This is a genomic window from Paraburkholderia adhaesiva (assembly GCF_021390575.1).
GTDB lineage: Bacteria > Pseudomonadota > Gammaproteobacteria > Burkholderiales > Burkholderiaceae > Paraburkholderia > Paraburkholderia adhaesiva.
On the sequence record NZ_JAJEJQ010000001.1, the window covers coordinates 307207 to 329151 of the forward strand.

Genomic DNA, 21945 nt, shown 5'->3' on the forward strand with positions numbered 1-21945 from the left:
GGTTTCGCTGGGTTTCGCCGGGTTTCGCTATTGTAGCCGCGCGGGGGGAGTTGCCTCCGGGCCGCCTTGTGACGGCCCGGGGGCGTGTGCTGCGAGAGTGGTTACTTCGACACCGGGGCCGCAGCCGGCGCCGACGCGGGAGCGTCCTTCATGATCAGCGTGGCCGGCTTGACAGCGATCGGCGCGGACGCCGACGAGCCAGGCTTCTCTTGTGCGAGGCGGCGCTCCATCGGCGACTTCGACTGGACGACGGGCTTGCCCTGCAGCTTGTTCACGGCCTGCTGGAGCATGAAGTCGTCCTGCGTGCCGAACTCGACCGGCTTGCGGTCGCGTTCCTTCTGGCGCTGCTCGGGCGTCTTCTTGTCGTTCTCCTCTTCGAGCTGGCGCAGCATGTCCATGCGCTCCTGCTCGCGCAGATCCTGCTCCTTCTTCTCGTTCGGATCCTGCGTGTTCGCGAGGTGGTTCGAGTAGTCGACTTCGCGCGTGACGAGTGCGTCGTCCGGGTCGCCGTCGGCGTACTGGTCGACCGCGAAGTCAGGACGGATGCCCTTGTTCTGGATCGAGCGGCCGGTCGGCGTGTAGTAGTACGCCGTCGTGAGGCGCAGCGCCGTGTCGGCCGTCATCGGGCGGACGGTCTGCACCGAGCCCTTGCCGAACGTCGTCTTGCCGACGATCAGCGCGCGCTTGTGATCCTGCAGCGCACCGGCCACGATTTCCGACGCCGACGCCGAGTACGCGTTCGTCAGCACGACCATCGGCACGGTCCTGAACTCGGCCGCTTCGTTCTTCAGCGGATCGCCGTCGAACGAGGGCAGGCGGTAGTTCTCGTAGGTGTCGCGATAGACCTGCTTCGAGTCCGGGATCTGGCCGTTCGTCGAGACCACCACCGAGTCGCCCGGCAGGAAAGCGCCCGCGACGCCCACGGCGCTCTGCAGCAGGCCGCCACCGTTGTTGCGCAGGTCGAGAATCAGGCCCTTGAGGTTCGGCTCCTGGCGAGCGATGTCCTGCAGCTTCGCGGCGAGGTCGGGGACCGTGCGCTCCTGGAAGCTCGTGATGCGGACGTACGCGTAACCGGGCTGCAGGACCTTCGCCTTCACGCTCTGCACCTTGATGATGGCGCGCGTGACGGTCAGCGGGAACGTGCGGTCGTCGGTCTTGCGGAAGATCGTGAGCGTGACCTTCGTGCCGGGGTCGCCGCGCATCTGCTTGACGGCCTGGTCGAGCGTCATGCCGCGCACGGGCTTGTCGTTGATGCGCGTGATGAGGTCGCCCGGACGGATGCCGGCGCGGAACGCGGGCGTGTCCTCGATCGGCGAAATCACCTTGATCAAGCCGTCTTCCGACGAGATTTCGATGCCAAGGCCGGCGAAGCGGCCCTTGGTCTGTTCCTGCAGCTCCTGGTAGTCGGTCTTGTCGAGATACGAGGAGTGCGGGTCGAGACTTGCCACCATGCCCTTGATCGCGGCGGTGAGCAGCTTCTTGTCGTCGACCGGAGTGACGTACTCATGCTTGATCTGCCCGAACACTTCGGCGAAGAGCCGCAGCTGATCGAGCGGCAGCGGCTCGGTGTTGGTCGTCTGGGCCGAGGCGGAAATCTGCAGGGTTGCAAATACGCCAGTAGCCAGGCCAGCGGCGATCAGGCCGATGTTTTTCAGGTTCTTTCGCATAGAGGTTGTTGCGTGCGGTCGTTAGGTGCCGGGCAGCGTCTATTGGAAAAACGACGGACAAATATGACGGACAAGTATAACTGCACACTTGGCCGTGCAGCGCATATGGAACCCGGGATGCGGGTTCTACACTGACAATGTAGCCGGTTCGACTGAAATCAGACTTAAAGCGCGCACTGGCGCGAAGCTGGCAGTTTTGCCAGCAAGACGAGCGGAAACGGGTGAGTCCCAACGACAGCGTAAGCGCGCGGAGGGCCGCCGGGTCTGGCGTTGAAGCACCGGGCCACACGGCGGGAGAACCGGCCGGGACCCGCCGGCCGCGAAGGTAGGCGGATCGTCCGGTCGGGTGAAAACGGAAAAAGCCTGCAACCGGCAGGCAAATGCCGTCAAACGCTCGATTAACCCGCCTTGCCCTGATTCGCGACGGCGGCCTGCGCCTTCGCGATCGCATCGGCATCGCCCAGATAGTAGTGCTTGAGCGGCTTGAGGTCCTCGTCCAGTTCATACACGAGCGGCACGCCGTTCGGAATGTTCAGGCCGACGATGTCGTCATCCGAAATGTTATCGAGATATTTCACCAGTGCGCGGATCGAGTTGCCGTGCGCGGCGACCACGATCTTCTTGCCCGACTTGATGGCCGGCGCGATCGACTCGTTCCAGAGCGGCAGCACGCGCGCGACCGTGTCCTTCAGGCACTCGGTGAGCGGCAGTTCTTCGCGCGGGACCTTCGCGTAGCGCGGGTCGTTGTACGACGTGCGCGAGTCGGTCGGCTCGAGGGCGGGCGGCGGCGTGTCGTAGGCGCGGCGCCACACGAGAACCTGCGCGTCGCCGAACTTCGCGGCGGTTTCGGCTTTGTTCAGACCCGAAAGCGCGCCGTAGTGGCGCTCGTTCAGGCGCCACGAGTGCACGACCGGCAGGTACATCAGGTCCATCTGGTCCTGGACGTGCCACAGCGTGCGGATCGCGCGCTTGAGCACCGACGTGTATGCGATGTCGAACGTATAGCCGGAATCCTTGAGCAGGCGGCCAGCCTGCTGGGCTTCGAGGTTGCCCTGTTCGGTGAGGTCGACGTCGACCCAGCCGGTGAAGCGGTTTTCCTTGTTCCACGTCGATTCGCCGTGGCGGATGAGTACGAGTTTGTACATGGGGATGCCGGTCGGTAGTGAGGAAGCGGTAATCGGGGACGGGGCGCACCGCGCCGCCGGGGGCGGCTCGGCGCTGGTACCAGGTCGGTCCCGGGGCGGTACCAGGCTGGCATTCTTGCGCCCGTTGGTCCCGGGCAGGGGTGCACCACCCCCGCGACAAACGGTTATTTTATAATGAGCGGATTGCCTGATCTGGATTTCCCTCGCTTTCTCCCTTTTTTCCGGCGGACCTTCCGTGACGTTCTTCACCAATTACATCAACCTTGTTCTTATCGCGATCGTCCTCATCTCAGGAGCGTTGCTCCTGTGGCCGACGCTTCAGCGCGGCGGGCGCGGCGGCGTTTCGGCCGCCGAGGCGACGCAACTGATCAACCGCAGCAATGCCGTGGTGATCGACCTGCGTTCCGCAGAGGACTTCGCGAAGGGGCACCTGCCCTCGGCTCGCCACATCGAATTCGGCGAACTCGAGGCCAAGGTGGCCCAGATTGGGAAGAACAAGAGCAATCCGGTGTTGCTGGTCTGCCAGACGGGCCAGCAGTCGCACAAGGCACAGCGCCTCGTGAAGGACGCCGGTTTTGCCGAGGTCCACGTCCTGGACGGCGGTGTGAACGCCTGGCAACAGGCCGGCATGCCGGTCGTGAAACAAGGAGGCTCGAAGTGAGCAAGGTAGTCATGTACAGCACGCAGGTGTGCCCGTATTGCCAGATGGCCGAGCGTCTTTTAAAGTCGCGCGGCGTCGAGCACATCGAAAAAGTGCTGATCGACCGGGACCCGACCCGTCGCGAGGAAATGATGACTCGCACCGGCCGCAGGACCGTGCCGCAGGTTTTCATCGGCGAGACGCACGTGGGCGGTTACGATGACCTCTCCGCGCTCGATCGCGCCGGTGGCCTGATGCCGCTGCTCGAAAAGGCAGCCTGAGTCCGGCCGCTGCGCCACCAGACTCTGTGCGTTTCAGAGTGTCATGCCCGCGCTAGCCGCAAGGCCGCGCGGGCTTGTTGTCGTACGGGACACCGTGACGCACGTTGTGCGCGCAGTTTCCGCATAGTTTGCAGGTAGTTTGCTAGTCGTTTGCACGCACTTCGATGCGGCAATCCATTTATTCAGGGAAGCCAATCACCATGTCTGACGAGAACAACCAGCCGTTCTTCAACATCCAGCGCATCTACCTCAAGGACATGTCGCTTGAGCAGCCGAATTCGCCGGCCATCTTCCTTGAGCAGGACATGCCCGCGGTTGAAGTCGAAGTCGACGTCAAGGCCGAGCGTCTCGCCGAATCCGTCTTCGAGATTCTCGTTACCGGCACCGTCACCGCAAAGGTGAAGGACAAGGTCGCGTTCCTGATCGAAGCCAAGCAAGCCGGCATTTTCGATATCCGCAACATTCCGGCCGAGCAGCTCGATCCGCTCGTCGGCATTGCTTGCCCGACGATCCTGTTCCCGTACCTGCGCTCGAACATCGCCGACGCGATCACGCGCGCCGGCTTCCCGCCGATCCACCTCGCCGAGATCAACTTCCAGGCGCTCTACGAGCAACGCCTGCAGCAGCTCGCGCAGCAAGACGGCGCGGCGCAAAGCAGCGCCACGCACTAACCCCAGCCACCGGTGCGGAGTACGCAATGAAAGTCGCCGTTCTCGGCGCCGGCGCGTGGGGTACCGCGCTGGCCGGTCATCTGGCCCGCGCGCATGACGATACGGTGCTGTGGGCGCGCGACGCCGCGCTCATCGGCACCCTCGCGAAGTCGCACGAGAATGCCCGCTATCTCGCGGGCGTCTCGCTGCCGCAAACACTTCAGTACGAAACGGATCTCGCCGCTGCGCTCGACCATGCGTCGGGCGAGGCGGCGCTCGTCGTTCTCGCGACACCCGTCGCGGGCCTGCGCGGCATGTTGCGAACGATGCGCGACATGGGCCGTGTGCCCGCGCACTTCGTCTGGCTCTGCAAGGGCTTCGAGTCGGAGTCGCAGTTGTTGCCGCATCAGGTCGTGGCCGCTGAGTTGCCCGATCATGGCAGCAACGGTGTGCTCTCGGGACCGAGCTTTGCGCGCGAAGTGGCCGCGGGTCTGCCCGTGGCGCTGACCATCGCAAGTGCATCGGCGGCGTGCCGCGAGCGCACGCTCGGCGCGTTCCATCACCGTGCGATGCGCATCTACACCGGCGACGATGTAGTCGGCGTCGAGGTGGGCGGTGCGGTCAAGAACGTGCTTGCCATCGCGACCGGCATTTCGGACGGTCTCGGGCTCGGCCTGAACGCGCGCGCTGCGCTCATCACGCGCGGCCTCGCGGAGATGACGCGCCTCGGCGTGACACTTGGCGGTCGTGCGGAAACGTTCATGGGGCTGACTGGCCTCGGCGACCTCATTCTCACCGCTACCGGCGATCTGTCGCGCAACCGCACCGTGGGCATGCAGCTCGCGAGCGGCCGCACGCTCGACGACATTCTCGGCGCGCTCGGTCATGTCGCCGAGGGCGTGCGTTGCGCACAGGCCGTGCTTGCGATCGCTCGCGAACACGGCATCGAGATGCCGATCACGCAGGCGGTATGTGCCGTGCTGTTCGACGGTGTCGCGCCGCGCGACGCCGTGAGCGCGCTTCTCAGGCGCGACGCGAAAGCGGAGTAGGGCGCGCATCCCGCATCTCGGGCGCTCGCTGCTGCTACGCAGATGGAGGTCGATATGCTCACCATCGGAAACTGCAGGATCGAATCGCGCGTGGCGGACATCACCACGCTCGACGTCGATGCGATCGTCAACGCCGCGAATGGCTCACTCCTGGGCGGCGGCGGCGTGGATGGCGCGATTCATCGCGCTGCCGGGCCCGATCTGCTGCGCGAGTGCGAGACGCTCGGTGGCTGTGCTACCGGCGACGCCAAGATCACGCGCGGCTACCGGCTTGCGGCGAAGCACGTAATCCATACGGTCGGACCGGTCTGGTACGGCGGCACTCAGGACGAGGCGCGGCTCCTCGCCTCGTGCTACCGGCGCTCGCTCGAATGCGCGCACGACGCGCTCGTGCGCAGCATCGCGTTTCCGGCAATTAGTTGTGGCGTCTACCGTTTTCCCGCCGATGACGCCGTCGTCATCGCAACGCGAACGGTGATCGACATGTTGCCGGCGCATCCCGAACTCGAATACGTGATCTTCGCCTGCTTCGACGACGCGATGCACGCGCGCTACCAGCGCGAACTCGTAGCGCTCACGCGGCGGCCGTGACGCGGCCCCCGCCGCCCTTCATTCGCCGCCTTCGAACCCCGCCTGTCGCCACGCCTCGAACACGACGACCGCAACCGTATTCGAGAGATTGAGGCTGCGGTTGTCCGGCCGCATGGGCAGGCGCACGCGCTGTTCGTTCGGAAAGTTGCCGAGCACTGCGTCGGGCAGGCCGCGCGTCTCAGCACCGAACACGAACCAGTCGCCAGGCAGGAACGCGTGCGCGTAAAAGCGCCCGGAACCGCGTGTCGTGAACGCGAACATGCGCGACGGATCGGGCGTCTCGGCTGCGAGGAACGCGTTCCAGTCGCGGTGGACGTGCATTTGCGCGTACTCGTGATAGTCGAGGCCGGCGCGGCGCATCTTTGCATCGTCGAGCGGGAAGCCAAGTGGCTCGATCAGATGCAGCCGCGCGCCCGTATTGGCGCACAGGCGGATCACATTGCCGGTATTCGGCGGAATTTCCGGTTCGACAAGAACGACGTTGAACATGGTGATAAAAGTCGATGAAAAGCGGTTGTATTCGTTGTGCCGGTCGGGGGCGTCAGTCTTTCGGCGTGCGCAGCGCGACGAAATTCGTCACGCGCCGCGCGCCTGCGGACTTTAGGGTGTGCGCCAGCGCGTCGAGCGTGGCACCGGACGTCATCACGTCATCGACCACGCCTACGTGCAGGTCGCGCACCGGCCTTGTCAGCGCAAACGCGCGCTCCACGTTGCGGCGGCGCGTATCGCTATCGAGCCGCGACTGCGCCGCCGTGTGGATCACGCGGCGCACGAGTGTGGCGTCGGCGTGTATGCCGAGTGCTTGCGCTAGCGGGCGCGCTATTTCCCATGCCTGGTTGTAGCCGCGCTCGATCAGCCGCTCGCGCGAAAGCGGCACCGGCACGAGCACGTCGGGGCGCCCAGAGGGATCGAGGGCGTCATCGGCTTCCTGCGCGAGCCGTCGCGCGAACGCGGCGCCCATTGCGAGGCGTGCACGGAACTTCAGGCCACGCGCCAGCAGGTCGAGTGGCGCCCGATAATCGCCGAGCGCGAGCGTGGCGTCGAACGCTGGCGGCGCCTCCATGCACGCGCCGCAACAGCAACGCGGCCCGCTTGCACGGCGTCGCGTGCCTGCAAGCGGCATCGCACAGATAGCGCAGCGCACGCGTGGCTCGTTCCAGCAGATCGCATCGCAGTTATTGCAAAGCACCTTGCGCGACAAATTGCCGCATAATGCGCACAGATTGGGCAGTGCGAACTGGGCGAGCCGTTGCCACGGGGTGTACCGCACGCTCCGACAGACGCGCAAACTAGCACTACGGCTTGCGCGACGGATAGCGGACAGCACAAGAGACGACGGTGCGGGCGATGGCGCAGGCGACATTGACGGGCGGCCCGCGCACGAGCGCGCGAACTGAAACGATGGGAGTGAACGAGTATACTTCGCACACTTCGCCAATACGACCGACATGTCCCTGTCTCCAACCAGACCCGGCCGTCCGGCCTACGATTCCCGCTATCTGCGGCGCATTTTCGACCGCCGTGCCGCGACCTTCGATGAGGTCGCTTTCCTGCCCCGCGAAATCGCCCAGCGCATGCGCGAGCGGCTCGACTACATCAAGGTGAGTCCTGCGAGCGTGCTCGACGTGGGCTGCGGAACCGGCGAGGACCTGCCCGCTTTGCGCGAGCGCTTCCCCGAAGCGCCCGTCTTCGGCACGGATCTCTCCTTCGCCATGCTCCAGCGCGCGTTGCATCACGACGCGGGCGACACGAGCTGGCGGCGTTTCCTGCCCACGTCCATCGGCCGGGCGCTCGGCTCGCGTGGCCCGCGTTTCGCGCAGTCTGATTTCGGCGAACTGCCGTTCGCGCACGGCGCCTTCGAACTGCTCTGGTCGAACCTCGCATTGCACTGGCACCCGCGTCCGGACCTCGTGTTCGGCGAATGGCAGCGCGTGCTCAAGGTGAACGGCCTGCTCATGTTCAGCACGCTCGGCCCCGACACTCTCAAGGAACTGCGCGGTGCATGGGCCGAGGTCGAGGCCGCGCACGGTGTACCTACGCGCAAGCATGTGATCGACTTTGTCGATATGCACGATCTCGGCGATATGCTCGTCGAAAACGGGTTCGAGATTCCGGTGATGGACCAGGAGACGATCACCGTCACCTACCGGTCGGCCGAGAAGCTCCTCGCCGATGTGCGTCGCTGGGGCGCCTATCCGTTCGAGCGCGATGACCACACCGGCCACGCCGCGCGCCGCCTGCATCGTGCGCTCGTCGCCGCGCTCGAAGCGCGCAAGCGCAACGACGGACCGGATGCGGGCACGATCCCGCTCACCTTCGAAATCATCTATGGGCACGCCTGGAAGGCCGTGCCGCGCACGACAGCAGAAGGGCATGGCATCGTCCGTATCGAGGACATTGGCCGTGGTCCAGCAAGGAGTCGATGAGACGGTAATGGGGTTTTCGCCAGGTGGTTACTGGCAGCCGGAAGGCGCCCCGAAAAATATATTGAGATCGCGTAAAGCCTTGTCCGATAAGGGTTTTCAGCGGTCTTGACTCGGCTTGTGGGTGCCAGGGTTCGCGCCTATAATGCGTCAGTTTGACACGCAGAAGGGTCCCCAATTCCGGTGCGTGTGGGGCTTATCCCTACAGTGTTGTGCGAGGTTGTGCCACGCGCCGGGCGGCGATAGTCTCAGGTTGTAGCAGTGGTGGGCGGCAGGAGGCAGCGATGCAGACGTCTGATCTGCTGGCGAGTCCGGCGCCGGTCCTCAAGGACTGGACCATGAAGCGCAACTGTTCGGTCTCGCCCAGGCAATTCATGTACTTCTATGCATCGCTGGCAGTCGTATCCATTGCGATCGCGGTCCTGCAGTTGATCAACGGCGCCTGGCTGGTGTTGCCGTTCACAGGCATCGAGCTGTTGGCAGTGGGAGGCGCATTTGCCATTTATGCGCGCCATGCTGTCGATTACGAACGAATCAGGCTGTATCCGAACCGGCTGGTGATCGAACAGGTGAGCGCCGATAAGCTCTCACAGTTCGAATTCGATCCCCGCTGGGTCCGGGTCGAACCGGGCGCGACACCTCGCGATCTGGTGCGTCTCGTGTCCCGCGGCCAGTCGGTTGTCGTCGGGTTGCATTTGCCGCAATACCGGCGTGCGCAGTTCGCGCGGGAACTGCGTGTGTGGCTCGCGTGCGGCGTGTGAGTGCTGCGAATCGTCCGGGGGGCCGGGCGATCGACATGGACCATGCGCACGACGCAAAACCTTCCTGCGGGGTCGAGGGTTGAATGGAAATTATGGGTAAGGAAGCGATGAAAACAATCAAGCGAGCCCTTTCGGGCGTGCTGGCACTTAGCGGACTCTTGTTCGCCGGCGCGGCCCTGGCGGTTGGTGATAGTCCCGGCGGTCCGCGGGTCAACCAGATCAACCTGCAACCGCCCGCGACGAAGATCGCCGAGGAACTCTACCGCCTCCATACGACGATGCTGATCCTGTGCACCGTGATTTTCGTCGGTGTGTTTGGGGTCATGTTCTATTCGATCTTTGCTCACCGAAAATCGAAGGGCCACAAGGCCGCGCACTTCCACGAAAGTACGACCGTCGAAATCATGTGGACGGTTGTGCCGTTCATCATCGTCGTGCTGATGGCGCTGCCCGCCACGCGAGCTGTCGTCGCGATGAAGGACACGTCCAATTCCGATATCACCATCAAGGTCACCGGCTACCAGTGGAAGTGGGGTTACGACTACGTAAAGGGGCCGGGTGAGGGCATCAGCTTCCTGTCGACGCTCAGCACGCCGCGAGCGCAAGTGAACGGCAAGGAGCCGATCACCGAGACCTATCTGCAGGAAGTCGACAACCCGCTCGTGGTGCCGGTCAACAAGAAGATCCGCATCATCACGACCGCGAACGACGTCGTGCATTCCTGGTACGTGCCCAGGTTCGGCGTGAAGCAGGACGCGATTCCAGGCTTCGTGCGCGACACCTGGTTCAAGGCCGAGCAGACCGGCACCTTCCGCGGCTTCTGCACGGAACTGTGCGGCAAGGAGCACGCGTTCATGCCGGTCGTGGTCGAAGTCCTCTCGGACGAAGACTATGCGAAGTGGGTTCAGACGCAGAAAGCGAAGATGGCTTCCGCTGCGGACGATCCCAGCAAGACCTACACGCTCGCCGAACTGAAGGAGCGCGGCGAGAAGGTGTACATGTCGAACTGCGCGGTCTGCCACCAGCCGACGGGCAAGGGCGCGGGCGCGTTCCCGGCGCTCGATGGCAGCAAGATTGCGAATGGTCCGATCGCGGGGCACGTGGACATCGTGCTCCATGGCAAGAACGCGATGCCCTCGTGGGGGCCTACGCTTAACGACGTCGAGATCGCATCCGTGATTACGTTCGAGCGCAATTCGTGGGGCAACCATACGAACGACGTTCTGCAGCCGCGTGAAGTCACGGACGCGCGCAACGGCAAGATGCCCGAAGGCGTCGATCACACTGCCGCCGCCGGCGCGGCGGGTGCCGAAGCGGTGGCGAGCGGTGCCGGTGAGGCGTCGGGTGCAGCGCAGACTAGCGCGTCGTTGCCGGCCACCATCTATTTCGACATCGGCAAAAGCACGCTGCCCGCGGACGCGAAGGACGCGATTACGGCCGCGTCCGACTATGCGAAGACTCACCCGGACGCAAAGTTCACACTCTCGGGCTATACGGACACGAGCGGCAACGCCAGTGCTAACGAGGAACTCGCGAAGCATCGCGCGCAGGCGGTTCGCGACGCGATGAAGGCGGCGGGTATCGCGGAAGACCGGATTATTCTCAAGAAGCCAGAAACGATCACGGGCGGCGGCAACGCCAAAGAAGCACGTCGCGTGGAAATCAGCGCGGCGGGCTGAACTGTCGATCGGGAATAAATGGCAGGAACCGCTGTTGCAGTTGACTTGCAAGGGATCGCAGCAAGCACGATGGGATCACCGTAAGTGCTATGCCTGGGCGCTGAGTCGGCAGTGAAGCACTGACTCGGGTCGACAGACTGGCTGCGATCGAGAGCTTCGCATGGGATGGCACCAAGGGCTACAGGACAAGAATAAGTACCAGGTGCCGTCGATGGCTTGTGCATGGGATGGTGCAAGGCGCTAGAGCGCCAGGCGCCACGGACCGCTTTGCGTGGGATGGCACTAAGCACTAAAGCGCCAAGTGCCAGCGACAGGAGAGAGACACATGTCTAGCATCGGACACGATGTAGCAGGTCACGGCCACGGTCACGTTCATGGCGACCATGCCCACGAGACACCTCACGGCTGGCGGCGCTGGCTCTTCGCCACCAACCACAAGGACATCGGAACGCTATATCTGCTGTTCTCGTTCGTCATGTTCCTCTCGGGCGGCGTGATGGCCCTCGCCATCCGCATGGAGCTGTTCGAGCCGGGCCTGCAGATCATGCGGCCCGAGTTCTTCAATCAGCTCACCACGATGCACGGTCTCATCATGGTGTTCGGCGCGATCATGCCGGCGTTCGTCGGCTTCGCGAACTGGATGGTGCCACTGCAGATCGGCGCGTCGGACATGGCGTTCGCGCGCATGAACAACTTCAGCTTCTGGCTGCTGCCCGCCGCCGCGTGTCTGCTGGTCGGTTCGTTCTTCTCGCCGGGCGGCGCGACCGCCGCGGGCTGGACGCTCTACGCGCCGCTCTCGACGCAGATGGGCCCCGGCATGGACTTCGCGATCTTCGCGGTGCACATCATGGGCGCGTCGTCGATCATGGGCAGCATCAACATCATCGTCACGATCCTGAACCTGCGCGCGCCGGGCATGACGTTCATGAAGATGCCGATGTTCGTGTGGACGTGGCTCATCACCGCGTACCTGCTGATCGCCGTGATGCCGGTGCTCGCGGGTGCAATCACGATGCTGCTGTTCGATCGCCACTTCGGCACGAGCTTTTTCAACGCAGCAGGCGGCGGCGATCCCGTGATGTACCAGCACATCTTCTGGTTCTTCGGGCACCCCGAGGTCTACATCATGATCTTGCCGGCGTTCGGGATCGTCTCGCAGGTCATCCCGGCGTTCTCGCGCAAGCCGCTGTTCGGCTATAGCTCGATGGTCTACGCGACGTCCTCGATCGCGATTCTCTCGTTCATGGTCTGGGCGCACCACATGTTCGTGACCGGCATGCCGGTCACGGGGCAACTCTTCTTCATGTACGCGACGATGCTGATCGCCGTGCCGACTGGCGTGAAGGTGTTCAACTGGATCGCCACGATGTGGCGCGGCTCGCTCAGCTTCGAAACGCCGATGCTGTTCGCAGTCGGCTTTCTGATCGTGTTCACGTTCGGCGGCCTCTCGGGCCTGATGCTCGCGATGGCGCCGCTCGATATCCAGTATCACGGGACGTATTTCGTCGTCGCGCACTTCCACTACGTGCTGGTGGCGGGGTCGTTATTCGCGCTATTTTCGGGGTGGTATTACTGGTCTCCAAAGTGGACCGGATGGATGTACAACGAGACGCGCGGGAAGATCCACTTCTGGTGTTCGCTGATCTTCTTCAACCTGGCATTCCTGCCGATGCACTTCGTCGGGCTCGCTGGCATGCCGCGCCGCTACGCGGACTATCCCGCCCAGTTCACCGACTGGAACCAGGTGATTTCGATCGGCGCGTTCGGCTTTGGACTTTCTCAGGTGTACTTCCTGTTCGCCGTGGCGTTGCCCGCGTATCGCGGCGCTGGCGAACTCGAAAAGGCGCCGGACAAGCCGTGGGACGGTGCGACGGGCCTCGAGTGGACCGTGCCGAGCCCGGCGCCGTTCCACACCTTCGAAAATCCGCCGACGGTCGAGTGATTCGTCGATGGTGATTTACGGCTGCGTGCGTGGCGCACGCAGCCAGAAGTCCGAGGCGAATGAACGTGGCACGATCAGGCAACGCGCCGCGGGCTCCAGTAAAAGGCAACGCACGCATGACCCGGAACTCACAAAAGAGACGAACGCCCGAGCAGATCCGCGCGGGCAATCTACGACTCGGGCTGATCCTGCTCGCGATCGTCGCCGCCTTTTTTGCGAGCGCCATCGTCAAGCAGGTGTACTTCGGCGCGCCGTGAGCCGGTACGTTCTGCGAGAAGACTGTTCAAGGAAGGCCGACGACCATGCAGCAAGGGGATAGCGACCGCGCCATCAACCGTTCGATGCTCATCAAGCTCGTCGTCGTGGCGTGCCTGATGTTCGGTTTTGGCTTCGCGCTGATCCCGATGTATCGCGCGATTTGCCAGATCACCGGCGTCAACAACCTTGTGAAGCGCGACGCCACCGAGCGCGAGGCGCGCAACACGCAGGTCGACATGACACGCACGGTGTCGGTCGAGTTCGACGCGAACTCGCGCGGGCTTCTCGGCTTCAAGCCGGAGCAAACGAGCCTCGACGTGCATCCGGGCGCGGTGATGACGGTGATGTACGAGTTGTCGAATCACGAAGGACGCACGGTGAAAGCGCAGGCGATCCCGAGCTACGCGCCGAAACAGGCGACCGAGTACTTTCACAAGATTGAGTGCTTCTGCTTCACGCAGCAGACGCTGAAGGCGGGCGAGACCCGGCGCATGCCGGTGGTGTTCGTGATCGATCCGAAATTGCCGAAGGACGTGAAGACGATCACGCTGTCGTACACGTTCTTCGAAATGAACACGCCCACCGCGGCAAACACACCGCCGCTGGCGCAGACTGCCGGCGCCGGCACGTAAGGCGGAGCGGTTAAGGGCAGGACGCAACAAGGCGCACGGAGACCTGACGCCCATGAACGGCGGCACGAACGGTGAAGGCGGGGCAGCAAAGAAAACGAAGGGCGGCGTGCTGCAGCTCGCCAAGGCGGTCGCGTGGTCGTTTCTCGGCGTGCGCAAGCGCGCCGACCTCGAGTCCGATGCGGCGCACCTGCATCCCGCGGCACTGATCGTCGCGGGGCTGGTGGGCGCAGCGCTCTTTATCGGCGTGCTGCTTCTGATCGTGCATGCCGTCGTGAGGTAGCACGCAGCAACAACGAACGAGCAATAACGAAGACAGGTAGCCGGAACACAACCGGCGCAACTGGAAACTGGAGAATCAGGCATGAGCGGCCAAAACGACAGCCCGTACTACTTCGTTCCGCACCCGTCGCGGCATCCGATCAGCGCGTCCATTGGATTGCTCGTCATGCTCGGGTCGCTCGCTTCGTGGATCAACGGCCAGTCGTGGGGGCCGATCGGGGTCGCGGCGGGCCTGCTCTGGGTGCTCTTCACGCTCTGGCACTGGTTCGGCGACGCGATCGCCGAATCGGAAGGCGGCATGTACGGCAAGCGTGTCGATACGTCGTATCGCTGGAGCATGAGCTGGTTCATCTTCTCCGAGGTGATGTTCTTCGCCGCGTTCTTCGGCGCGCTCTTCTACGCCCGTGCGATCGCGCTGCATCAGCTCGGTAGCCTCGACTACAAGCTGATCTGGCCGGACTTCTCGGCGGTGTGGCCGAACCAGGGACCGGCCGAACTCGTTCCGCACTTCCGCTCGATGACGCCGTGGCCCGTGCCGACGATCAACACCGCGCTGCTGCTCTCATCGGGCGCGACGCTCACCGTTTCGCACCACGCGCTGCGCGAGAACCATCGCCGGAAGGCCATCGCCTGGCTTGCCGCGACGATCGTGCTGGGATTCACCTTCCTCTGCCTTCAGGCGTTCGAGTACATCCACGCGTACAACGAACTGAACCTCACGCTCGCCTCGGGCGTGTACGGCTCGACGTTCTTCCTGCTGACCGGTTTCCACGGGTTCCACGTGTTCCTCGGCGGTACGATGCTCACTGTGGTGATGGTGCGTTTGATCCGCGGCCACTTCACCCCCGATCATCACTTTGCGTTCGAAGGCGCGGCGTGGTACTGGCACTTCGTCGATGTGGTGTGGCTCGGCCTTTACGTCGTCGTGTACTGGCTGTGAGTGCTGCGCGAAGCAGAAAAAGAGAGGAAAGCTGATTGAAGCGGAAGCGCCTCGGCCGGATTCGCTGGCGAGGCGCTTTGTTCGTGCGCGACGCGCGCCTGTGCTCCGCGCGGCCCTGATGGTCCATACGGCCCTAACGGCCGTATGGAATGCCGGTGGACTGGATCCACCCCATCCAGTGTGCGAACAGGATGAAGAGGAAGAGCGAGATGGAGAGCCCGACGCGGGTCGCAAGCGACCAGACCATGCGTTTGGTTCGGCCACGATCGTGCATCATGAAATACAGCGCGGCGATTAAACTCGCGATGATCAGAGCGAATGCGATGGGAACGAGGATGTGCATGAAGTTCACGGTATCGGGCATGCCTGAAAATGCTTGTCTCATTATGTCACCGTGCGTCGGCGCGCGGGGACCGATCGCGGGTTTGCACTGCATCGGACGTGCCCGATGAAGATCCGTCTGGTTCCGGCCCTGCTGCTTCTCGTCGTGATGGCCGTGACGATTCGGCTCGGCTTCTGGCAGCGCGAGCGTGCGCATCAGAAGGAAGCGCTGCAGGCGCAGATCGAGCGCTTCGAATCGGCGCCGCCACAGGTCGTGGGTGCGGCGACGCTGCCGCTCAAGGACGTCGAATTCCACCGCGTTCGAGCTACCGGCACCTTCATGCCCGATCTCGTCGTGTACCTGGACAATCGGCCGTATAACGACCAGCCGGGCTTTTACGTCGTGATGCCGCTCAGGCTGGACGGCGGAGGCTATGTCCTCGTGAATCGGGGCTGGCTTCCGCGCAATTTCGCCGAGCGCACCGAGATCGCGCCCTACAACACGCCCGACGGCATCGTCACGGTAGAGGGCATCGCGCGCGCAGACGCCACGCGTGTGCTGGAACTGGGTGCGGGCGGCTCTGCACCGCGCGAAAAGATACGGCAGAATGTCGCGGTTGCGTCTTTTGCGACGGAAACCGGACTGCCGCTACAGCCGTTCGTGATCCAGCAGACCGGCCTGCTGCCGGCGGCGAAAGACGGTCTTGTGCGCGACTGGCCCCAGCCAGTAACCGATGTCGACCGCAACTATGGCTACATGTTCCAGTGGTGGGGCATGGCTGCTGCGGCGCTCGGATTCGGACTTTATGCCGCACGCCACGCTGCGACAAAAACGCGCGGCGCTGATCATTCCCCCAAGGACGCCTGATGATCCGTCAGAATGGCGGACGCGCGTAATCCGGAATAAACGGTGCATGAAGTGGGAATCCCTCAGGCATTCGCGCTGCCTGCGTAGCGCATCACGGAGAGAAAGAGGTTCGAGCTGTGTCCACGCAAACACCCCGTTCGACCCATGCCGGACGCGACGCGGCGCCCGCGGGCGCGTCGCCTTCGTCGGCGCAGCCCGGCGGCCGCCCGAAGGGTTCGTGGCAGCGAGGCCGCTGGACGTTGCTCGCGATCGCGCTCATTTGCGCGGCGCCCATCGCGCTGTCGTACTTCACGTATTACGTGATCAAGCCGAAGGGCGGCACGACGAGCTACGGTGAACTCGTTGCGCCGCAGCGCCCGATCCCCGAGTCGCTGATGGTGACCGGCGATGACGGCCATACGGTCCCGCTCGCGTCGCTGAAGGGGCGCTGGTTGATGATTTCGGTGGACGGCGGTGCGTGCGGCGACGCGTGCGCGACGAAGCTCTACTTCATGCGTCAGGTGCGCGCGTCGCAGGGTGTCGAGCGTGAGCGGATCGTGACGGTCTGGTTGCGTACCGATGGCGCGAGCGTTTCAGATGTGCTGAAGACCGTCTACCCGGACACGCGCATGCTGCGTGCCGATCCGGCGGCGCTGGCGCTCTGGTTCCCCGCGACGGACGCAACGAAAGACACCGATCACATTTATCTAGTCGATCCGAACGGCAACCTGATGATGCGTTTCCCTGCACACGCGGACCCGTCGAAGATCAACAGCGATGTGACGAAACTGCTCAAGTGGTCGCGCATCGGTTGATGTGCGACGCAAGAATTCACAAGTAGGAAGGTAAGGGATGTTTGTACTGGAACTGGGCCTGATCGGACTGTGCATCGCGCTGCTGCCGCTGTCCTGGGTGTGGGTGAAGGCCGACGACAACAAGTTCCGCAAGCTCGTCTGGGTAACGACGTTCATGACACTCGACCTCGTGATGTTTGGCGGATTCACGCGGCTCACCGACTCGGGCCTCGGCTGCCCGGACTGGCCGGGCTGCTACGGCACGTCGTCGCCGTTCATCGCGCACGCGCAGATCGCCGCCGCCAATGCGTTGATGCCCACGGGTCCCGTCAGCCTGACGAAGGCGTGGATCGAGATGATCCACCGCTACTTTGCGATGGCGATCGGCGTGCTGATCATCGCGCAGACCGCGATCGCGTGGCGCGCACGCATCAAGCGTCTGCCGTTGCACGTCTCGCCGTGGTGGCCGACCGCACTGCTCGGGCTGATCGTCGTGCAGGGGATCTTCGGCGCGTGGACCGTCACGATGAAGCTGCAGCCGATCATCGTCACGACGCACCTGATGCTCGGGCTTGCGCTGCTTGGCACGCTCGGCTGGCTCGCGGCGCGTATCACGCCGCTACCTGCTTACGAACCGGAGGCGGGGCGCTGGCGCGTGGCCGCGCTCGCGGCGCTCGCGCTGCTGGTGTTCCAGATCGCGCTGGGCGGCTGGGTGAGTACGAACTACGCCGTGCTCGCCTGCACCGACTTCCCGACCTGCAACGGCGCGTGGATTCCGCCGATGGACTTCCGTCACGGTTTCCATCTGTGGCGCGCGCTCGGCATGGATGCCAACGGCGATGTCATCACCCAGGATGCGCTCGTCGCGATCCACTGGACGCACCGCACGTTTGCGCTCGTGGTCATCGCCTATCTGGTATGGTTCGCCCTTAAATTGCGGCGCTTCGAGTCGTTGCGACGTCCCGCAAATGGGGTTCTGATCGTCATTTTGATCCAGTTCCTCACGGGACTTTCGAACATCGTTTTGCAGTGGCCGCTGGCCATTGCCGTCGCGCATAACGGAGGAGCCGCGATCCTGCTGCTTTTCGTCGTCATGCTAAACTTTCGAATTGCCTATAGTCGCCCCGGCCGCGCCGTTATCCCTGCGCGCGACACCGCGCCGGCTTGATCCGCCCCCTATGGAAAGCACAACTCTCCCCCACTCGCCGGGCAGCCGGATTTCCCAGTACGTCGCGCTCACGAAGCCGCGCGTCACCCAGCTGGCCGTGTTCTGTGCCGTGATCGGCATGTTCCTCGCCGTGCCGGGTATGGTGCCCTTGCGGGTGCTGATCGGCGGCACCATCGGCATCTGGCTCACGTCCGGCGCCGCGTTTGCCATCAACTGCCTCGTTGAACAGAAAGTCGATGCAAAGATGCGCCGCACTTCCTGGCGCCCGTCGGCGCGCGGCGAGATCTCCAGCAAGCAGATCCTGCTGTTCTCGGCCGTGATCGGCGGCATCGGCATGTGGACGCTTTACACGTTCACCAATGCGCTCACGATGTGGCTCACCGTCGGCACGTTCATCGGCTACGCGATCATCTATACGCTGCTGCTCAAACCCGCCACGCCGCAGAACATCGTGATCGGCGGCGCTTCGGGCGCCATGCCGCCCGCGCTCGGCTGGGCGGCCGTCACCGGTCACGTGCCCGGCGATGCGTGGATTCTCGTGCTGATCATCTTCGTGTGGACGCCGCCGCACTTCTGGTCGCTCGCGCTCTACCGCCGCAAGGACTACGAAAACGCGGGCCTGCCGATGCTGCCGAACACGCACGGCGAAGCCTATACGCGCCTGCACATCCTGCTCTACACGGTGATCCTGTTCGTGGTCACGCTCATGCCGTTCATCTCGGGCATGAGCGGTGTCCTCTATCTCACCGCTGCGGTGTTGCTCGGTGCAGTGTTCCTCGCCTACGCGTGGAAGATCTACCGTGAGTATTCGGACATGCTCGCACGCAAGACCTTCCGCTACTCGATCGTTTATCTCTCGCTGCTGTTTGCGGCGCTGCTCGTCGATCACTACGTTCACGCCCTGATCGGGGCATAGCAACAAGGCCCATGACCCGTCAATCGCTCGCGCGCTTCGGGCGCACCACGTTCGTTGCGCTCGCCACGGCCTGCGCCCTCGGCGGCGCCGCACTGGTTGCAGGCTGCGGCCAGCAGCCGCCGTCGTTCTCGAATCTCGACATCACCGGCAACACGCAGTTCGGCAAGGACTTCTCGTTGCCGGACTCGAACGGCGCGATGCGCTCGCTCGCCGACTACAAGGGCAAGGTCGTGGTGATGCTCTTCGGCTATACGCATTGCCCGGACGTTTGCCCAACCACGCTGGCCGAGATTTCGCAGGCGCTCCAGCAACTGGGGCCGGACGCCGCGAAGCGCGTCCAGGTGCTGTTCGTGTCCGTCGATCCGCAGCGCGACACACCGCAGATCCTCGGCCAGTACGTAACCGCGTTCAATCCGTCGTTCGCCGCGCTGCGCCCCGACGACGCCCAGCTCAAGCAGGTCGCGAAGGACTTCCGCGTCTACTACGCCAAGGTGCCGGGCAACGCTCCCGACAACTACACGATGGATCACACGGCCGCGAGCTACGTGTTCGACACGACCGGCAAGCTGCGGCTCTTCGCCCGTGACGGGCAGGGCGCGACCCCGTGGGTCCACGACCTGAAGCTGCTGCTCGACTGAGCACGCGCACGCATACCGGTATGCGTTTTTCGTATTTCGCTTAATAGCGGGTCTGTGAGACCATTCATCCCCTCCGGCGGGTGGCACACGATGCCGCCCGATATCCGCGATATCGAAGAAAATCCAGCAGGAACATCACCTCCATGCAACGCAGAAATCTGATTAAAGCCCTCCTCGCCGGCATCGCCGCCACCACGCTCGCAGCCAGCTTCGGCGCCCGCGCCGAAGACCAGGTCATCAAGGTCGGCACCGTTTCCGGTCCGGACGCCAAGGTCTGGTCGGTCGTCCAGAAGGTCGCGAAGCGCGAAGGCCTGAACGTCAAGGTCATCGAGTTCAACGACTACGTTCAGCCGAACGCTGCGCTCGACGCCGGCGACCTCGACGCGAACAGCTTCCAGCATCAGCCCTATCTCGACAGCCAGGTCAAGCAACGCGGGTACAAGCTCGTGACCGCGGGCCTGACCTACATCTCGCCGATGGGCGCGTACTCGAAGAAGCTGAAGTCGCTGAACGACCTGCCGCAAGGCGCGAAGGTTGCCGTGCCGAACGATCCGTCGAACGAGAACCGCGCGCTGCTGCTCCTGCAGAGCAAGGGCGTTATCAAGTTGCGCGCGGGCGCCGGCACGAACGGCAACAACGCGACGCCGCTCGATGTTGCGGAGAATCCGAAGAAGGTGAAGCTGGTCGAACTGGACGCGGCACAACTGCCGCGCGTGCTCGGCGACGTCGATGCCGCCATCGTGAACACCAACTACGCACTTGCCGCTGGCCTGCAGCCGACGAAGGACGCGATCGCGCTGGAAGACATCCGCAGCCCGTACGCGAACGTGATCGCCGTGCGCGCCCAGGACAAGGACAAGCCCTGGGTGAAGAAGCTGGTCGCCGCTTACCAGTCGGAAGATGTGCGCCAGTACATCAAGGACGAATTCAAGGGCGCGATGGTGCCGTCGTTCTGATCGGTACTCGATCTGCAGCGTATCGCTGCATTTAGCCTTGTAGATAAACCGCCGCGATTTGTGTCGCGGCGGTTTTTTTATATCTGCGAGTTTTTGCCTGCGCGGTTTCCGGCAGCGCGCATGTGCGGCGATCGCGAGGCGGATCGACTTTCGGTTCGGCGGTCTTCGCATCTGCGAGTGTGAGGTCGACGCGCTTGATGAGGCGGCTTCGGCGTTTCGCTTGCTGCGATCGGGGTGGTTCTATAGCGGTATCAATCTGGTCTTGGATGAGGGGGCGGAATCCCTCCGATCTGGTCCCATCATGCAGGCCACGTGTGTGCGTTAAGGGAAAATCCTGGTGCATGAAAGTGCCATGAAAAAGGCGATATTGGTTACGTATGTGGTTGATTTGACGGCGTATTTCTGACGGATTGAACCTGCGGCACTCTAATGTGAATTGGTCTTATTGTGGTTATATAATGGGCTCAAATTTGAGCCGAGTCCGGCGCACGCAGCGCCCGGACACCCCACGATCTTGCCACCTCTGGCCGGAGTCCTATGGAAACCCGTTGGTCTGCCCTGATGCCCGACGCGCGCAACGTGACGCCGCTCTATCTGCAGCTTGCGCGCAACCTTGCGACGGCCATTCATTGCGGCGTGTGGTCGGCCGGCGAGGCGCTTCCTTCCGAACGCACGTTGTCGGATGCCATCGGCGTCTCGCGCATCACCGCTCGCAAGGCGATCGAACTGCTCGTGGAGCAGGGCCTGATCCGGCGTGCGCGCGGGGCGGGCAGCTTCATCACGCCGCGCGTCGAAGATCCGCTTTCCCGTCTCACCGGTTTCACGAAGAAGATGCAGCAGCGCGGCTTCACACCGGACTCGGTGTGGCTCGCGCGCGAGGTGCGCCCCGCGCATCGCGACGAGATCGTGCAACTGGGCCTGTCGCCGGGTGCGTCCGTGACGAGCCTGCGACGGTTGCGCCGCGCGGACGGCACGGTGATGGCCGTCGAACATTCGGCGCTACCGGTTTCGATCGTGCCCGACCCGCAGGCCATCGACACCTCGCTCTACACGTATCTGGAACAGCACGGCATGCCGGTGGTGCGCGCGCTGCAGCACTTTCGCGCGGTCAACGCGACAGGCGAGATCGCCGCGCTGATGGGCGTCGAGCCGCGCGCGGCGCTGCTCGTCATTACGCGCGTGGGCTTTAGCGCCGACCAACGTGCGATCGAGCTGACCGACACCTATTGCCGTGACGGCTACTACGACTTCGTCGCGGAACTGCGCCAGTGAGTGCTCGCCACGGGAACGTAACGCCACTGACCGAATCACCTACGCGGGCCTCGACATGACGCCTTACGCTTCGTCGAAAACCATCGGAATACATTC

Annotated in this window: 25 protein-coding genes; 20 read left to right on the forward strand and 5 right to left on the reverse strand. The window is 63.6% G+C overall.

Annotation, left to right across the window (positions count from 1 at the left end; translation table 11 throughout):
- Positions 1-101: 101 nt before the first annotated feature.
- The gene (locus L0U80_RS01450; protein WP_233862072.1) at positions 102-1667 is read right to left on the reverse strand and encodes a S41 family peptidase; all 1566 of its coding nucleotides are present in this window, start codon (positions 1665-1667) and stop codon (positions 102-104) included.
- Positions 1668-2065: 398 nt separating this feature from the next.
- A complete protein-coding gene (gene gpmA, locus L0U80_RS01455) occupies positions 2066-2812 on the reverse strand; it encodes a 2,3-diphosphoglycerate-dependent phosphoglycerate mutase (RefSeq protein ID WP_233862073.1) in 747 nt (248 codons plus the stop codon).
- Positions 2813-3047: 235 nt separating this feature from the next.
- Here gpmA and L0U80_RS01460 point away from each other — a divergent pair, with 235 nt between their 5' ends.
- From L0U80_RS01460 to L0U80_RS01480, 5 genes are all read left to right on the forward strand, one after another.
- Positions 3048-3473 carry a rhodanese-like domain-containing protein gene (locus tag L0U80_RS01460; protein WP_233862074.1) on the forward strand — a complete coding sequence of 142 codons (426 nt, stop codon included), beginning with the start codon at positions 3048-3050 and terminating at the stop codon, positions 3471-3473.
- Positions 3470-3733, forward strand: a complete 264-nt coding sequence (gene grxC / locus L0U80_RS01465) for a glutaredoxin 3 (RefSeq protein WP_124152298.1) — start codon at positions 3470-3472, stop codon at positions 3731-3733. Before L0U80_RS01460 ends, grxC begins: the two co-directional genes overlap by 4 nt.
- 200 nt (positions 3734-3933) lie before the next feature.
- Positions 3934-4404 (forward strand): protein-export chaperone SecB, encoded by a 471-nt coding sequence (secB, locus tag L0U80_RS01470; protein WP_233862075.1) that lies wholly within the window; start codon positions 3934-3936, stop codon positions 4402-4404.
- 26 nt (positions 4405-4430) lie between these two features.
- On the forward strand, positions 4431-5432 hold the full coding sequence (locus L0U80_RS01475; RefSeq protein WP_233862076.1) for an NAD(P)H-dependent glycerol-3-phosphate dehydrogenase: 1002 nt from the start codon (positions 4431-4433) through the stop codon (positions 5430-5432).
- A gap of 54 nt (positions 5433-5486) precedes the next feature.
- A complete protein-coding gene (locus tag L0U80_RS01480) occupies positions 5487-6023 on the forward strand; it encodes an O-acetyl-ADP-ribose deacetylase (protein ID WP_233862077.1) in 537 nt (178 codons plus the stop codon).
- 18 nt (positions 6024-6041) lie between these two features.
- On the opposite strand, the gene trmL is transcribed toward L0U80_RS01480, so the two are convergent.
- Together trmL and L0U80_RS01490 are read right to left on the reverse strand one after the other, a co-directional pair.
- The gene (gene trmL, locus L0U80_RS01485) at positions 6042-6512 is read right to left on the reverse strand and encodes a tRNA (uridine(34)/cytosine(34)/5-carboxymethylaminomethyluridine(34)-2'-O)-methyltransferase TrmL (RefSeq protein WP_233862078.1); all 471 of its coding nucleotides are present in this window, start codon (positions 6510-6512) and stop codon (positions 6042-6044) included.
- 52 nt (positions 6513-6564) lie between these two features.
- Positions 6565-7386 carry a ComF family protein gene (locus L0U80_RS01490; RefSeq protein WP_233862079.1) on the reverse strand — a complete coding sequence of 274 codons (822 nt, stop codon included), beginning with the start codon at positions 7384-7386 and terminating at the stop codon, positions 6565-6567.
- Positions 7387-7471: 85 nt separating this feature from the next.
- On the opposite strand from L0U80_RS01490, the gene L0U80_RS01495 reads away from it, so the two are divergent.
- From L0U80_RS01495 to L0U80_RS01530, 8 genes are all read left to right on the forward strand, one after another.
- On the forward strand, positions 7472-8449 hold the full coding sequence (locus L0U80_RS01495; protein ID WP_233862080.1) for a methyltransferase domain-containing protein: 978 nt from the start codon (positions 7472-7474) through the stop codon (positions 8447-8449).
- A 281-nt stretch (positions 8450-8730) separates the two neighbouring features.
- Entirely contained in the window at positions 8731-9207 is a 477-nt protein-coding gene (locus L0U80_RS01500) for a DUF2244 domain-containing protein (RefSeq protein WP_233862081.1), read from the forward strand.
- Between the two features lie 83 nt (positions 9208-9290).
- A complete protein-coding gene (coxB, locus tag L0U80_RS01505; RefSeq protein WP_233862082.1) occupies positions 9291-10886 on the forward strand; it encodes a cytochrome c oxidase subunit II in 1596 nt (531 codons plus the stop codon).
- Positions 10887-11211: 325 nt separating this feature from the next.
- Complete coding sequence (gene ctaD / locus L0U80_RS01510; RefSeq protein WP_233862083.1) at positions 11212-12828, forward strand: cytochrome c oxidase subunit I; 1617 nt, start codon at positions 11212-11214, stop codon at positions 12826-12828.
- Between the two features lie 116 nt (positions 12829-12944).
- Complete coding sequence (locus L0U80_RS01515; RefSeq protein ID WP_233862084.1) at positions 12945-13085, forward strand: cytochrome oxidase small assembly protein; 141 nt, start codon at positions 12945-12947, stop codon at positions 13083-13085.
- A gap of 45 nt (positions 13086-13130) precedes the next feature.
- A complete protein-coding gene (locus L0U80_RS01520) occupies positions 13131-13718 on the forward strand; it encodes a cytochrome c oxidase assembly protein (RefSeq protein ID WP_233862086.1) in 588 nt (195 codons plus the stop codon).
- A gap of 52 nt (positions 13719-13770) precedes the next feature.
- Positions 13771-13998, forward strand: a complete 228-nt coding sequence (locus L0U80_RS01525) for a DUF2970 domain-containing protein (RefSeq protein ID WP_233862088.1) — start codon at positions 13771-13773, stop codon at positions 13996-13998.
- Positions 13999-14079: 81 nt separating this feature from the next.
- Complete coding sequence (locus L0U80_RS01530) at positions 14080-14937, forward strand: cytochrome c oxidase subunit 3 (protein WP_233862089.1); 858 nt, start codon at positions 14080-14082, stop codon at positions 14935-14937.
- A 133-nt stretch (positions 14938-15070) separates the two neighbouring features.
- Here L0U80_RS01530 and L0U80_RS01535 read toward each other — a convergent pair whose 3' ends face one another.
- On the reverse strand, positions 15071-15280 hold the full coding sequence (locus tag L0U80_RS01535; RefSeq protein ID WP_124152412.1) for a twin transmembrane helix small protein: 210 nt from the start codon (positions 15278-15280) through the stop codon (positions 15071-15073).
- 105 nt (positions 15281-15385) lie between these two features.
- Between L0U80_RS01535 and L0U80_RS01540 the strand changes: the two genes are divergently transcribed.
- The 7 genes from L0U80_RS01540 (at position 15386) to L0U80_RS01570 (ending at position 21849) form a co-directional block, all read left to right on the forward strand.
- Complete coding sequence (locus tag L0U80_RS01540) at positions 15386-16126, forward strand: SURF1 family protein (RefSeq protein ID WP_233862091.1); 741 nt, start codon at positions 15386-15388, stop codon at positions 16124-16126.
- Positions 16127-16242: 116 nt separating this feature from the next.
- Positions 16243-16920 (forward strand): SCO family protein, encoded by a 678-nt coding sequence (locus tag L0U80_RS01545; RefSeq protein WP_233862093.1) that lies wholly within the window; start codon positions 16243-16245, stop codon positions 16918-16920.
- Between the two features lie 37 nt (positions 16921-16957).
- On the forward strand, positions 16958-18067 hold the full coding sequence (locus L0U80_RS01550) for a COX15/CtaA family protein (protein WP_233862094.1): 1110 nt from the start codon (positions 16958-16960) through the stop codon (positions 18065-18067).
- A gap of 10 nt (positions 18068-18077) precedes the next feature.
- The gene (gene cyoE / locus L0U80_RS01555) at positions 18078-18983 is read left to right on the forward strand and encodes a heme o synthase (RefSeq protein ID WP_233862097.1); all 906 of its coding nucleotides are present in this window, start codon (positions 18078-18080) and stop codon (positions 18981-18983) included.
- An 11-nt stretch (positions 18984-18994) separates the two neighbouring features.
- Positions 18995-19621 (forward strand): SCO family protein, encoded by a 627-nt coding sequence (locus L0U80_RS01560; protein ID WP_233862098.1) that lies wholly within the window; start codon positions 18995-18997, stop codon positions 19619-19621.
- 143 nt (positions 19622-19764) lie between these two features.
- A complete protein-coding gene (locus L0U80_RS01565; RefSeq protein WP_233862099.1) occupies positions 19765-20577 on the forward strand; it encodes a MetQ/NlpA family ABC transporter substrate-binding protein in 813 nt (270 codons plus the stop codon).
- Between the two features lie 537 nt (positions 20578-21114).
- The gene (locus L0U80_RS01570; RefSeq protein WP_233862100.1) at positions 21115-21849 is read left to right on the forward strand and encodes a GntR family transcriptional regulator; all 735 of its coding nucleotides are present in this window, start codon (positions 21115-21117) and stop codon (positions 21847-21849) included.
- The last annotated feature ends 96 nt before the right edge of the window (positions 21850-21945 follow it).

Excerpts from the sequence above, each read along its gene's own strand:
- L0U80_RS01530 (WP_233862089.1), top strand. The coding sequence starts at position 14,080 with ATGAGCGGCCAAAACGACAGCCCGTACTACTTCGTTCCGCACCCGTCG.
- L0U80_RS01570 (WP_233862100.1), top strand. The coding sequence starts at position 21,115 with ATGGAAACCCGTTGGTCTGCCCTGATGCCCGACGCGCGCAACGTGACG.
- secB (WP_233862075.1), top strand. The coding sequence starts at position 3,934 with ATGTCTGACGAGAACAACCAGCCGTTCTTCAACATCCAGCGCATCTAC.
- L0U80_RS01495 (WP_233862080.1), top strand. The coding sequence starts at position 7,472 with ATGTCCCTGTCTCCAACCAGACCCGGCCGTCCGGCCTACGATTCCCGC.
- L0U80_RS01500 (WP_233862081.1), top strand. The coding sequence starts at position 8,731 with ATGCAGACGTCTGATCTGCTGGCGAGTCCGGCGCCGGTCCTCAAGGAC.
- ctaD (WP_233862083.1), top strand. The coding sequence starts at position 11,212 with ATGTCTAGCATCGGACACGATGTAGCAGGTCACGGCCACGGTCACGTT.
- cyoE (WP_233862097.1), top strand. The coding sequence starts at position 18,078 with ATGGAAAGCACAACTCTCCCCCACTCGCCGGGCAGCCGGATTTCCCAG.
- coxB (WP_233862082.1), top strand. The coding sequence starts at position 9,291 with ATGGAAATTATGGGTAAGGAAGCGATGAAAACAATCAAGCGAGCCCTT.
- L0U80_RS01515 (WP_233862084.1), top strand. The coding sequence starts at position 12,945 with ATGACCCGGAACTCACAAAAGAGACGAACGCCCGAGCAGATCCGCGCG.
- L0U80_RS01480 (WP_233862077.1), top strand. The coding sequence starts at position 5,487 with ATGCTCACCATCGGAAACTGCAGGATCGAATCGCGCGTGGCGGACATC.
- L0U80_RS01490 (WP_233862079.1), bottom strand. The coding sequence starts at position 7,386 with ATGTCGCCTGCGCCATCGCCCGCACCGTCGTCTCTTGTGCTGTCCGCT.
- L0U80_RS01540 (WP_233862091.1), top strand. The coding sequence starts at position 15,386 with ATGAAGATCCGTCTGGTTCCGGCCCTGCTGCTTCTCGTCGTGATGGCC.
- L0U80_RS01550 (WP_233862094.1), top strand. The coding sequence starts at position 16,958 with ATGTTTGTACTGGAACTGGGCCTGATCGGACTGTGCATCGCGCTGCTG.
- L0U80_RS01475 (WP_233862076.1), top strand. The coding sequence starts at position 4,431 with ATGAAAGTCGCCGTTCTCGGCGCCGGCGCGTGGGGTACCGCGCTGGCC.
- L0U80_RS01525 (WP_233862088.1), top strand. The coding sequence starts at position 13,771 with ATGAACGGCGGCACGAACGGTGAAGGCGGGGCAGCAAAGAAAACGAAG.
- L0U80_RS01535 (WP_124152412.1), bottom strand. The coding sequence starts at position 15,280 with ATGCACATCCTCGTTCCCATCGCATTCGCTCTGATCATCGCGAGTTTA.
- L0U80_RS01565 (WP_233862099.1), top strand. The coding sequence starts at position 19,765 with ATGCAACGCAGAAATCTGATTAAAGCCCTCCTCGCCGGCATCGCCGCC.
- trmL (WP_233862078.1), bottom strand. The coding sequence starts at position 6,512 with ATGTTCAACGTCGTTCTTGTCGAACCGGAAATTCCGCCGAATACCGGC.
- L0U80_RS01450 (WP_233862072.1), bottom strand. The coding sequence starts at position 1,667 with ATGCGAAAGAACCTGAAAAACATCGGCCTGATCGCCGCTGGCCTGGCT.
- L0U80_RS01520 (WP_233862086.1), top strand. The coding sequence starts at position 13,131 with ATGCAGCAAGGGGATAGCGACCGCGCCATCAACCGTTCGATGCTCATC.
- L0U80_RS01560 (WP_233862098.1), top strand. The coding sequence starts at position 18,995 with ATGACCCGTCAATCGCTCGCGCGCTTCGGGCGCACCACGTTCGTTGCG.
- gpmA (WP_233862073.1), bottom strand. The coding sequence starts at position 2,812 with ATGTACAAACTCGTACTCATCCGCCACGGCGAATCGACGTGGAACAAG.